Source organism: Lysobacter tyrosinilyticus (genome assembly GCF_054779815.1).
In genome coordinates, this window is record NZ_BAAGXN010000001.1 from 970690 (window position 1) to 982845 (window position 12156).

General features: G+C 65.3%; 11 protein-coding genes. 9 read left to right on the forward strand and 2 right to left on the reverse strand.

What is annotated here, in order from left to right:
* Window positions 1–44 precede the first annotated feature (44 nt).
* The gene (locus ACYVGK_RS04080; protein ID WP_460731956.1) at window positions 45–4598 is read right to left on the reverse strand and encodes an EAL domain-containing protein; all 4554 of its coding nucleotides are present in this window, start codon (window positions 4596–4598) and stop codon (window positions 45–47) included.
* Window positions 4599–4700: 102 nt separating this feature from the next.
* On the opposite strand from ACYVGK_RS04080, the gene ACYVGK_RS04085 reads away from it, so the two are divergent.
* The 3 genes from ACYVGK_RS04085 (at window position 4701) to ACYVGK_RS04095 (ending at window position 7553) form a co-directional block, all read left to right on the forward strand.
* Window positions 4701–5264, forward strand: a complete 564-nt coding sequence (locus tag ACYVGK_RS04085; protein ID WP_460731957.1) for a UPF0149 family protein — start codon at window positions 4701–4703, stop codon at window positions 5262–5264.
* Window positions 5265–5280: 16 nt separating this feature from the next.
* Window positions 5281–6609 (forward strand): aminopeptidase P N-terminal domain-containing protein, encoded by a 1329-nt coding sequence (locus tag ACYVGK_RS04090; protein WP_460732441.1) that lies wholly within the window; start codon window positions 5281–5283, stop codon window positions 6607–6609.
* A gap of 134 nt (window positions 6610–6743) precedes the next feature.
* Window positions 6744–7553 (forward strand): lytic transglycosylase domain-containing protein, encoded by an 810-nt coding sequence (locus ACYVGK_RS04095; RefSeq protein ID WP_460731958.1) that lies wholly within the window; start codon window positions 6744–6746, stop codon window positions 7551–7553.
* Between the two features lie 163 nt (window positions 7554–7716).
* On the opposite strand, the gene ACYVGK_RS04100 is transcribed toward ACYVGK_RS04095, so the two are convergent.
* Window positions 7717–8220, reverse strand: a complete 504-nt coding sequence (locus ACYVGK_RS04100) for a hypothetical protein (RefSeq protein ID WP_460731959.1) — start codon at window positions 8218–8220, stop codon at window positions 7717–7719.
* Between the two features lie 160 nt (window positions 8221–8380).
* Here ACYVGK_RS04100 and ACYVGK_RS04105 point away from each other — a divergent pair, with 160 nt between their 5' ends.
* The 6 genes from ACYVGK_RS04105 (at window position 8381) to ACYVGK_RS04130 (ending at window position 12150) form a co-directional block, all read left to right on the forward strand.
* Window positions 8381–8569, forward strand: a complete 189-nt coding sequence (locus ACYVGK_RS04105; protein WP_460731960.1) for a CPXCG motif-containing cysteine-rich protein — start codon at window positions 8381–8383, stop codon at window positions 8567–8569.
* A gap of 283 nt (window positions 8570–8852) precedes the next feature.
* Window positions 8853–9230 carry an EF-hand domain-containing protein gene (locus ACYVGK_RS04110; protein ID WP_460731961.1) on the forward strand — a complete coding sequence of 126 codons (378 nt, stop codon included), beginning with the start codon at window positions 8853–8855 and terminating at the stop codon, window positions 9228–9230.
* Between the two features lie 189 nt (window positions 9231–9419).
* Window positions 9420–10157: an HAD family hydrolase gene (locus ACYVGK_RS04115; RefSeq protein ID WP_460731962.1), complete on the forward strand. Its 738-nt coding sequence runs from the start codon at window positions 9420–9422 to the stop codon at window positions 10155–10157.
* 141 nt (window positions 10158–10298) lie between these two features.
* A complete protein-coding gene (locus tag ACYVGK_RS04120) occupies window positions 10299–10790 on the forward strand; it encodes a hypothetical protein (protein WP_460731963.1) in 492 nt (163 codons plus the stop codon).
* Window positions 10791–10935: 145 nt separating this feature from the next.
* A complete protein-coding gene (locus tag ACYVGK_RS04125) occupies window positions 10936–11352 on the forward strand; it encodes a hypothetical protein (protein ID WP_460732442.1) in 417 nt (138 codons plus the stop codon).
* A gap of 102 nt (window positions 11353–11454) precedes the next feature.
* The gene (locus ACYVGK_RS04130) at window positions 11455–12150 is read left to right on the forward strand and encodes a hypothetical protein (RefSeq protein WP_460731964.1); all 696 of its coding nucleotides are present in this window, start codon (window positions 11455–11457) and stop codon (window positions 12148–12150) included.
* Window positions 12151–12156: the final 6 nt, after the last annotated feature.

Genomic DNA, 12156 nt, shown 5'->3' on the forward strand with positions numbered 1-12156 from the left:
GATGATGGGGAGCGGGCGGGGGGCGGTCAAGGCGACGCCAGCAACTAGCCCGGCACGGCCTGACGGTCGGTTTCGGCGGTCGCCGTCGCCCAGCTGTGCAGGAAGGTCAGGCACTCATCGGCGCCCAGCGGTCGCGCCAGCCAGTAGCCCTGGATCTCGTCGCAGCCGTGGTCATGCAGGAACTTGACCTGGGCCTCGGTTTCAACGCCCTCGGCGACCACCACCAGTTCGAGCGAATGCGCCATCGCGATGACCGCGCTGGTGATCGCCTCGTCGTCGGGATCGCGGGTCAGGTCGCCGATGAATTCCTTGTCGATCTTTAGCGTGGTGAGCGGCAACCGCTTGAGGTATGACAGCGACGAGTAGCCAGTGCCGAAGTCGTCGATTGCCAGGCCCACGCCGAGATTGCGGATCGCCTGCAGCATCGCCGAGTTCTGCTCTGGGTTCGCCATCAGCACGCTTTCGGTGAGTTCGAGCTGCAGACGTTCAGGTGGAATGCCGCGTCCGGACAACGCCCGCGCCACCACGTCGGGCAGATGGCCGCGGGCGAGCTGCAATGCGGAAACGTTCACCGCCACCGACACGTCTTCCAGGCCCTGCTCACGCCATTGCTGCAGCGTTGCGCAGGCTTCCTGCATCGCCCACTCGCCGATTTCCAGGATCAGGCCACTCTCCTCGGCCAGTGGAATGAAGCGGTCCGGCGGGATCTCGCCGTAGTCGGGACTGTGCCAGCGCAACAGCGCCTCGACGCCGGTGATGCGCATCTGGGTCAGCGACAGCTTGGGCTGGAACATCAATCGCAGCTCGTTGCGGTCCAGCACCTTGCGGAGCGCCGCGGAGATCGTCGCGCGCTGGCGGATCTCCACATCCATAGCGTCGGTGTAGCGCATGAACGTGCAGCGACCCGCGGCCTTGGCCTGGTACATCGCCGTGTCGGCGTGCTTGAGCAGGTCGGTCGGAATCTGCGCATGGTCCGGATACAGGCTGATGCCGATCGAAGGCGAGATCGACACATCGTGGCGATCGTCGATGTCCAGCGGCGCACCGAAGGCCTCGATGATCCGGCGCGCCATCTGTTCGGCTTCTTCCATCGTGTCGAGGTCTTCGAGCACGACGGTGAATTCATCGCCGCCCAGGCGCGCCACCGTGTGTTGCGGTCCCACCGTGCTCTGCAAGCGCGATGCGGCGGCGCGCAGGATGCGGTCGCCGGCGGCGTGGCCGAGCGAGTCGTTGATGTCCTTGAAACGGTCGAGGTCGAGGAACAGCACCGCGATCCGCTTGCCCTGTCGGCGCGCACGCACGATCGCCCGCGACAGCCGTTCCGACAGCAGCGTGCGGTTTGGCAGGCTGGTGAGCGTGTCGTAGTTGGCGAGATAGCGCAGTTCCTGCTCGGCGCGCTTCTGGTCGGTGATGTCGCCCAGCACGCCGACGTAATGGCTGCGCTGGCCGGTGGCGTCCAGCACGGCGCTGGCCTGCACCGAGCACAGGAATTCCTGGCCGTCCTTGCGTTGCTGCCATACCTCGCCCGACCAGCGTCCGTCGCGCTCGAGACGGAAGCGCATCTGCCGATAGAACTCGGGATCGTGCTGCGAGCTGTTGAGCAGGGAGGTATCGCGACCCAGTACTTCCAGGTCGGTGTAGCCGGTCATGCGGGTGAAAGCGGGATTGACCGACACGAAGCAGAAGTCGCGGTCGAACACGCATACGGCTTCGGCCATGCTGCGCAGCACTTCGCTGGCGATGCGGCGTTCGCGTTCGGCATTGCGGGTAGCGGTGACGTCGCGCGCGGTGCCGGCGATGCGCAGGGCGCGACCGCTGGCGTCGCGGTCGACCACGCGGCCACGTGCCAGCATCCAGGCCCAGTGACCGTCCGGCAGGCGCACGCGATGCTCCGACAGCAGCAGCGGCGTTTCACCGCGTAAGTGCTGGCGCATCAGCTCGCGCACCCGCGGCATGTCGTCCGGGTGGACCTCGTGCTGGTCGACGACTTCCATCTGCACCGCGTTGTCGGCGTCGACCAGGCCGTGTTCGTCGATTCGCATCGCGTGCATTTCGCCGCGTTGCAGGTCGTAATCCCAGAAGACTTCGCCGGAGCCCCACAGCGCGAGTTTGAGGCGCTGCTCGCGTTCGCGGATCGCATCGAACAGGCCGCGCTCGCGGCGGATCTGCTGGTGACGACGCAAGGCCAGTGCCGCCGCCAAGGCCAGCAGACCCAGGGTGGCTATCGCGATGACGCGCGGATGCCGCCACCACGGCGGCAGAACTCGGACCGGGACGCTGAGCTCTTGTGGCGTCCACACGCCGTCACGGTTCGTGGCTTGCACCCGCAACGTGTAATTGCCCGCCGGCAGGCGGGTGTAGGTGATGTCCTGCTGGTGACCGTTTTCGATCCATCCGGGATCGAAACCGTCCAGGCGATACCGGTACTGGATGTCGGCGGACGGGGCGTAGTCGAGCGCGCCCACGCGCAGGCGCAGCAGTCCGGCGCCATCCGGTATCGACAGGGTGCGCGACTGCCACGGCGTGCCTTCGTTCCCCGCGCCAGCCCCGATGCGCGCGGAAATCAGGCGCAACGGCGGCAGGTAACCCGAGTCGGTGATGTGGCGTGGGTCGAACAGATTCAATCCACGCACGCCACCGAAAGCGAGGCGACCGTCGCGAAGCATCGCGGCCGCGGCACCGTTGAATTCCAGGTCCTGCAGGCCGTCGGCGAGGCCATACAGACGGTAGCGGTCGGTGCGAGGTTCGAAACGGGTGATGCCGTTGTCCGTGCCCAGCCAGAGCGTGCCGGCAGGCGCTTCGGCGATCGAATACACCACCGGCACCGGACGATCGCGCAGGGCGTCGGCCAGCGGGTGGGCGAAGGAGATGCGGCCGTCACGCTCTTCGATCACGCGGCTCAGGCCCGCATGGGTGCCCACCCAGATCTGTCCGTCCGCCGCCTGCAGCAGCGCGCGCACCAGATTGCCCGGCAAACTGCCCGGCGCGTCGATGTTGTGGCGGAAGTGACGCAGCCGTCCGCTGGTTGGATCGAGCAGGTCCAGGCCGTCGCCGGTGCCAAGCCAGATGCGGCCGCGGCGGTCCTCGAGCATGGCGTGCACGGCCGGATGCGAGAGTTGGTGCGGATCGCCGTCGCGGTAACCGTAGTGCAGCACTTCACCGTCGGCCGGCGAATAACGCAAAGCGCCGTTGTCGCCGGTGCCGATCCAGAGGGCGCCGCTGCGCGCCAGCATCAGGCTGCGAATCCCGGTGCCGTTGTAGCTGCCCAGCGTCACCGGTGCCAGCGTGCCCTGGCGCGGGTCCAGCCGGAGCAGGCCACGCCCGGTCGCGACCCAGATCTGGCCGTCCGCGCCGCGCGCCAGCGCCATCACGCGCGAAGGAGTCTCGCCGGGCGCCACCGGAACGCGAGCGGTGTAGTCGTCGAAACGATCGCCGGCCAGGTCGTAGCGCAGCAGGCGCGCATCGTCCGTGCCGAGCCATAGCCCGCCGCTGGTGTCCTGGGCGATCGAGCGCACGCTGTCGTCGGTCGCCGGATTGTGATGGCCGCCAGCCGAGAGGTTGAGCACATAAGTGAAGCGGGTGCCCAGCGGATCGGTGACGGTCACGCCGCGAAACTGGCCACCCAGCCACAGCATTCCGCCACGGTCGATCATCAGGGTGTTGATGCCGTCTTCGGGCAGACCGGACAGCACGCCGGGCTGCTCGCGCAACTGCAGGGTGCGACCACTGCCCGGGTCGAAGCGGAGCATGCCTTGCGAAGCCACGGCCAGCCACAGCTGGTGATCGGGCGCTTCGACCACCGCGCGGACCTCGGTGCCCGGTGCGTCGGCTGCCGGCCATGCGCGCAACAGCGAATGGCCATCGGAGGCCAGTCGGAACAGCCCTTGCTCCGCGGCAATCCACAATTGGCCGCGATGGTCGAAGGTGAGGGCGCGTACCGACAATCCCGGCCGTAACCGTTCCACGCCGCCCCGTGCACCAACGCGATAGAGACCGGTTTGGGTGCCGTACCAGATCTCCCCTTCACGACCTGCCACCAGGGCCTGTCGCGGCCCCGCACGCAGCGCGCGGGGGTCCAGGGTGATCACCCTGTCGCGCGTGCCTGTCGCCGGATCCAGCCGCTCCAGGCCGGTCAGGGTGCCAACCCACAGCTTGCCCGCTTGGGGCAGTAGGGCCGCGACCTGGCGCTGGGCCTGTTCCCCGTTCGCGGCGACATCAAAACGGTGGATTTCCCCGGTGGTCAGGTCCAGCCGCGAGACGTACTGCGAATACGAGCCGACCCACAGGAAGTTGTTGCCTTCTGTCGCCAACGCGGTGACGTAGCTGTCGGGAAGGCTCGCCGGGTCGCGCGGATCGTGCCGGAGCTGGACATAGCGCTGCCCGTCATAGCGGTGCAGGCCGCCCTGCGTGGCGACCCAGACGAAGCCCTGGGCGTCCTGCACCATGGCGTTGATCGTGTTCTGGCCCAGCCCGCGGTCGCTGCCGATCCGCTCGAAGTAGTAATCGCGCGTCAACGCGGCGGCATCGAGTGGCATGCCCGCGAAGAAGCCTGCGAGCAAGGTGATCAGACAGGCGGAGAAGGAGGGAAAGAGACGCACGGACCCCGGCCGTTGGGCGCTTGCCGGCAGTGTAAGCCACCTCGCGGCTGCCGCCAGTCTGGCTAGTGCCGCTAAACTGCTGCCGTCCCCCGTTCGCACCCGATGTCACTTAACTACGTGTCCACCCCCGACCTGCCCCCGCTCAGCCTTCTGGATGCCGAAATCCGGAACCTCTCCCTGTCCGTTGCCGCGCCCGAGCTGCATGGCAGCCTCTGCGGCTGGCTAGCCGGCGGCGGCGCCTCAGAGCGCGGCTGGCTCGCGAAAGTGCTCGCGGATGCAAGCTTGCCCGAGGTCGCCGAGGGCAGCGCATTGGACGACATGCGCCTGGCCAGTGCCGCGCAGCTCGCCGATCGCAGCTTCGAATTCGAATTGCTGCTTCCCGATGCCGACGCCTCGCTGTCGGAACGCAGCGGCGCACTGTTCGACTGGTGCCGCGGATTCCTCGGCGGATTCGGCCTGGCCGCAGGCAAGGCGGAATCGCTTTCCGAAGACAGTCGTGAGGCGCTGGCCGACCTGGCCAAGCTTGCCGCCGCGCAGCCACAGGACGACGGCGACGAAGAGGACGAAGAAGCGCTGGTCGAACTGGAAGAATTCGTTCGTGTCGCCTCGCTGTTGCTGCACGGCGACTGCGTGATGGCGGCGCAGCATCGGCAGCGATTCAACTGACTCTGCAGCCGTGCGGATCGACCACAAGCCCCTGATCATTCCTTCCCGCACCTACGCCCGCCGGCGCAAGCAGCTGATGCGCATGGCCGGCGATGAAGCCATCCTGATCCTGCCCGCGGCGAAGGAAGTGGTGCGCAGCCGCGACACTCACTATCCGTATCGCCAGGATTCCGATTTCTGGTACCTCACTGGCTTCGCCGAGCCCGACGCCGTGCTGGTGCTGGTGCCGGGCCGCAAGCACGGCGAGACCCTGCTGTTCTGCCGCGAGCGCGATGCGGAGCGCGAAGCCTGGGATGGACCGCGTCATGGACCGGAAGGGGCAGTGGAAGCCTTCGGTTTCGACGATGCGTATCCGATCGGCGACCTCGACGACATCTTGCCCGGCCTGCTCGAAGGCCGTACCCGCGTCTACTACCACTTCGGTCGCGACCAGGAATTCGATCTCAAGCTGATCGGCTGGCTCAATCGCGTGCGCGCGCTGGTACGCCAAGGCGCGCAACCGCCGCACGAATTCCTCGAGCTCGGGCATCTGCTCGACGAGATGCGACTGTTCAAGGATCGCGACGAACTCAAGTTGATGCAGCGCGCCGCCGACATCAGCGTGCTCGCGCACGAAGCCGCGATGTGCGGCGTGCGCGTCGGCATGCGCGAATACGAGCTGCAGGCGGAAATCGAGCGTGTCTTCCGCCAACACGACGCGGAACCTGCGTACGGCAGCATCGTGGGCGCTGGCAGCAACGCCTGCGTATTGCATTACCGCGCCAATAACGCCTCGGTGCGCGATGGCGAACTCGTGCTCGTCGATGCCGGTGCCGAATACCGTGGCTATGCCGCCGACATCACGCGCACGTTTCCGGTCAGTGGTCGCTTCAGCAAGGAGCAACGCGCGCTGCACGACCTGGTCGATGCAGCGCAGTTGGCTGCACGCGTGCAGGCGCGGCCGGGTATTCCCTACGAAGCCGGCCACAACGCCGCCGTGGCCACGCTCACCGAGGGCCTGCTGCGACTAGGGCTGCTCAAGGGCAAGCTGGAAAAGAACATCGCCGACGGCAGCTACCGTCGTTTCTATCGTCACAAGACCGGTCATTGGCTGGGCCTGGACGTCCATGACGTGGGCGAATACCGCTTCGACGGCGAATCGCGTCTGCTCGAACCGGGCATGGTGTTCACCATCGAACCCGGTCTCTATATCGCGACGGACGACACCAGCATCGACGCGAAGTGGCGCGGCATCGGCATCCGCATCGAAGACGATGTGCTGGTGACGAAAGACGGCCACGAAGTGCTGACTCACAATCTGGCGCGTAGTGCGGACGAGATCGAAGCCTTGATGGCGCGGGCCTGATCTGCGCGTCAGCCACCGATCCAACGGTGGCGCCGGGCCGCGAGGCGCAATCCTGAGGGTGTAGCGCCTCTGCGTCGGTGGTTGGTAAGCCATCCGCACATGGTGATAACGCAGGATTCATAGACTCTGCGTCCATGGCCAGACGCCATGCCTCCGCCGGTTGCGCCTTCCCACGGGTGGTGCTCACCCTGGCGCTGCTGTGCGGCGCCACCGCTGCGGAAGCGCGCACGGTCTATCGCTGCATGCGCGACGGCATCATCAGTCTCGCCACCGCACCCGAGCCGGGCTCGCGATGCCTGGCGCAATACATCCAAGACGATGCCGTCAGGGTGCCCAACCTCTGGGGCGCGCTTGGTCGGGTCAATGGCACGCTTTACCAGCGCCAGCAGGACGGGCGCACGGTATACAGCACGCGCAATTTGCCGGGCTCGATACCGATCCTGTCGTTCACGGTGAATACGCCCGCGAGGGAGCCCGCGCATATCGGCATGGGGCGCGTGGGCAAACCGCGGCTCGACCGTTACGCGGCGCAGTTCCGTCGTGCGGCCAAGAAGCACAACGTCGATGACGCCTGGCTGCGTGCGATCGCACACGCCGAAAGCGGCTTCGACGCCAAAGCAGTTTCGCCCAAGGGCGCGCAGGGCGTGATGCAGCTGATGCCGGAAACGGCGCGCTCCTATGGCGTGACGGATGCATTCTCTGCTGGGCAGTCGATCGACGCGGGCGCGCGTCATCTGCAGGTGCTGCTGCGTCGCTATCGGGGCGACTTCACCCTGGCTACTGCGGCGTACAACGCCGGCATCGGCGCAGTGGCGCGTTTTGGCGGCGTGCCGCCCTATCGCGAGACCCAGGCCTATATCGCCAAGGTCGAAGCGCTGCGTGCCAGCTATCGCAGTGCGCTCGTTTCGGGGAACGTGGCCACGAACGGCCGAACGGCGCCTTGAAAAGAAGCGCCACGCAGCGCGGTTCGACAGCATTAGCGATGGCCTCTTGTCGAGCGCCGAGTGCCCGGCCTGGAAGGCCAATCGCAAATAGCTCGCCGACGAAAAGCAGTAGTAGCAAGGGCGCCTCAGGGCGCCCTTGTTTGTCCGGCCGCTACCGTCGCGATCAGCGGATCAGCGCCGTCGGCGATTCGAACGGCAGGGACAGCGCGCCGGTCCGGGTCACCGCACTCTCCACGGCGGGCAACAGGTCAACGGCTCCGTCGACCAGCACGAGAATCTTGCCTGCCTTAATTTCGCCATCGAATTTCTGGCGCACCGGATCAGGCAGCGACGAACCGACCAGTGCGGACGCAAATACGCCGACCAGCATGCAAGCCAGCGTCACCAGGCCTGCGCCGGCCCAGCTCATCCCGATCGAGGGAAATATAAGCACGGCAATCGCGCCTGCGATGAGGCCAGCGAGCCCGCCGAACAGGGCGCCGCGGAAGGCCGCCGGCACGAAGTCACTGTCGGCCTCCTTGCGCCGATTGGGGATGTGTCCGACTTCGATATCCGGTCGGGCCACCAGGGAGATGTCCTCATCGTGGATGCCGGCCTCCCGTGCGGCCTGTATGGCGGCGCGAGCGGTGACCAGGTCCGGAGTACTGAAAACGCGTCGGGTCTTCATCAGGTACTCCTCGTCGTCGCCGCGATCGGACAAGGGGCAGTGCGCCGCGCGGCTCCCAGCGCGCTGGCAGCTTTGCGCCGAAAAGGTTAGTGGCGCGTGACGACTCAGTCCTGGTGCCGGGAGCTACGCTTGGTCGACAGTCAGCTCCGGAGACCGCTCCATGCTGCCCACCATTGCCGTGCCCTGCCCGTATTGCGGCGAACGCGTCGAATTGATGATCGACGAGACGAATGACCTGCAGCGCTACGTCGAGGACTGCCCGGTGTGCTGTCGACCCATTGAGGTCTCCGTTGCCTTTGGTGCCGGCGGCGAATTATTGGTGAACGCCACCCGCGACAGTGATGCGTGATCGCAGAGACCGTCGCATTCACTTCGGCACTGCGAGCGCGCATTCGTAAATGTTGTGTTCTGTTCAGCTGTGGCGATAGCGCGTTTGTCGACGTGGATCACGCTTCAACGGGGTTGCATCGATAGCGCTAAACGCAATCGCTCCGCATGTGGTTAACACCGCGTGGAGATAGCGCATGCGAAGAGGCATTTCATTCATTTTGAAGCGGGCAAGGTTCAGCCCGTGCGGGCATTTCCCCCGATTCGTTATTCGCCACGCACGATCCTTAAGGAGAGAAAAGCTGATGAACTTCACCCGCAAGTCCCTGCTCGGTGCCTTCGCTGTCGTTGCCTCCCTGTCTGCCCCGCTGGCATTCGCCCAACAGTCCGATCCCGCCGGCGCTTCGGCGCAGGCGACTACGTCGACCGACGCATCCGCGCAGGCCACCGCCGCTGCACAGCCGACCACGTCCAATGACGCTGCAGCCGCGACTCCGGCCAGCGTTGCGAAGAAGAGCTGGGCCGACGTCGACCTCGACAAGGACGGCAACCTCAGCAAGGCCGAAGCCGCCGCCGTTCCGTCGCTCGGTCAGGTATTCGACAAGGCCGACAGCAATGCCGACGGCTCCCTGACCGCCATCGAGTACAAGGCCTACGTCAAGACGCAGGGCGGCAAGAAGTAGGGCATCCGCACCAAATCCCAGTCCTGCCGGAGACCTCTGGCCGGAGTTCCGGTTTGCCGGCGACCTGACCTTGCCGGTACAGCGGGGCGCGGATTCCTCCGCGTCCCGCTGCTTTGCGAAGTCTGCGCTCCGGCGGCCATGCCTTTTGCTGGAGAACGGCGCGGCCGGCGCGGCTGGCATACTGCGCACATGACTTCCAATGACGACACTTCCATTCGCCTGGTCGGCTTCGACGGCGATGACACGCTCTGGCGCAGCGAAGACTACTATCACGCCGCGCAGGCCGACTTCGAGCGCATTCTGCAGTCCTACGTGGATCTGCACGACGCGCGTACCCACGAGCGGTTGTATGCGGTGGAGATGCGCAATCTCGCGCTGTTCGGTTACGGCGTGAAGAGCATGACCTTGTCCATGGTGGAAGCCGCGGTGGAGATCACCGAGGCGCGCATCAGCGCATCCGACCTGCACCGCATCGTCGCGCTGGGCAAGGAGCTGTTGCAGCATCCGGTCGAGTTGCTGCCAGGCATTCGCGAGGCAGTGGAAGCCATCGCCGCGGATCACGAGATCGTGCTGATCACCAAGGGCGACCTGTTCCACCAGGAAAGCAAGGTGAAGCAGTCCGGTCTGGCCGACCTGTTCCATCGCATCGAGATCGTCAGCGAAAAAGATACGTCGACTTATGCGCGGGTGCTGTCCGAGTTCGACCTGCCGGCGTCACGCTTCGCGATGATCGGAAATTCGCTGCGCTCCGACATCGCGCCGGTGCTCGAACTGGGCGGCTCGGGCATCTACATGCCGTACCACGTGACCTGGGCCCACGAGACCGAGGCTCAGGTCGACGACAACGCGCCGCGTCTGCGTCGTGTTGCGACCCCTTCGGAGCTACCGGCAGCGGTGCGGTCGCTGACAATGCCCGTGGTGGTCTGACCGCTGCGTTGGATCTGCGCGATTAACTGGTGCCTGAGCGACGCTGGCGTTCACGTAAAAATTACAAGCCCGTTCACCGAGCCAGTCGCATCTTCCCTCGCATGCCCGCCAATGGTGGTGGGTAAAAGAGAGGAGAAGGCTATGGCCACTGTGACCCGCTGGCTTGCTTCGACCGCGCTGGCCGCCGGCCTCGGCCTGGCAACGCTGGCCGCGCCGACGCCGGTCCAAGCTCAAAGCAACGATGACCTGGTTCGCGTGATTGTCGACGTCGCCGACGTGATCTTCCGCGGCGGCTATCCGTACTACCGGTATGGCGATTACGGCTACAACGATAGGCTGATCGTGCAACGTGATCGTTACGGCCGTCCGGTCTATTACCGCTACCAGCCTCGCGACTATCGCTACGGTCCGCCGTACGGCAATGCGAACGGCTACTGGAAGAAGCATTCGCAAGAACGCCGGATGAGCTGCGACCATAGGGGTCGCTGCGTAACGCGCTACTACGATCCGCGTTACGACCGTCGGGACGATAACCGTTACGACAACCGCTACTACAGCTACGACCGCGACAACTACCGCGATCGTGACCGCTACTGGGATGGCCGTCGTTGGCGCGACCGCGACGACGATTGACCTCCGCTAAAGTACTGTAGAGCAAGGGCGGCGCCGCAAGGTGCCGCTCTTTTTTGTACTCGCGTCACTGATGTCGCCCGCAGTACACAGTGTTAGCCTTGCCGCACTCAAGCTTTGGAGTCGTGCAATGAAGTCTCGTCTGGCAATGCTGCTCTGTGCCGGCTTTCTGGTCAGCGCATCCACCCCTGCGTTGGCCGGTGGTCCGATCACTTGCAAGCTGACCTTCAACCTTTCGGGTTGGTCAATTTTCTACAAGACGGCGGGCGGTGATGGTCAGGTCAGTTGCGACGACGGCCAGAGCATGCCGGTGCACATCCGTGCCAAGGGCGGTGGCCTCACGGTCGGCAAATCGAAGATCGAGAATGGCCACGGCGAGTTCTCCGGCGTCTACAACATCAACGACGTACTCGGGACGTATGCCAGCGGCGAGGCGCATGCCGGTGCATCGAAGTCGGGAAAGGCGATGGCCATGACCAAGGGCAGCGTGTCGCTTGCGTTGGCGGGCAAGGGCGAGGGTTGGGACCTGGGAATCGCCTTTGGCAAGTTCGTGATCGAACCCTGATCCACGGGTGCCGCTGGAACTCACAACGAATTCATATCCCGCCACTGAACATGACCGCGCCGTCGAACCGCGGCTCCCGCCGCGAAGTACAGGAGTACTGGCATGCATGAGTCGCTTTCGACATTGAAGCGCGGCGCCTTCGCGTTGATGCTTGCGGCCGGTGTATTTGCCGCGGGCTCCGTTGGTGCACAGGACCTCACCGTTGGCTGGAATCCGCGCAGCGGTGATGTCTGGGTGGATACCTGGCTCGGCGATATGAATCGCTACGGTGCCCGCTATCCCGAGCCTTTCATCGACGAAATGGTGCGCTATCACGATGTTCCGCGCCCACTGGTCGTGGATCTGCTGCGGAGCCGGCATTGGGCGCCGGGCGATGTCTACTTCGCCTGTGCATTGGCGTCGGCATTAGGGCGGCCTTGCCGTTACGTCGTCGACTACTACGACGCTGCGCCCGGCCAGGGTTGGGGTGTCATTGCGCAGCGCCTGGGCATCAAACCTGGATCACCCGAATTCCACCGCTTGAAGAAGGGCTTCGTGCCGACCTACGACCGCTGGGCGCGTCCGATCGATCTCGACGACGATCTGCACCGCGACTTTCCCAATCGTGGCAAGGGTCATGACACCGCTGCGCACAGCAATTCCAAGGGCAAGGCCGCGGCTTCTGATAGCCATGGTTCCGGCAAATCATCCAAGACCGAGCATGGCCCGGCATCCGGCAAGGGCAAGTCGGACGAACACGGGTCAGGCGCTTCGCAAGGCAAGGGCCAAGGGGGCAAGAAGGGCAAAGGCAAGGGCTGAGTCTTA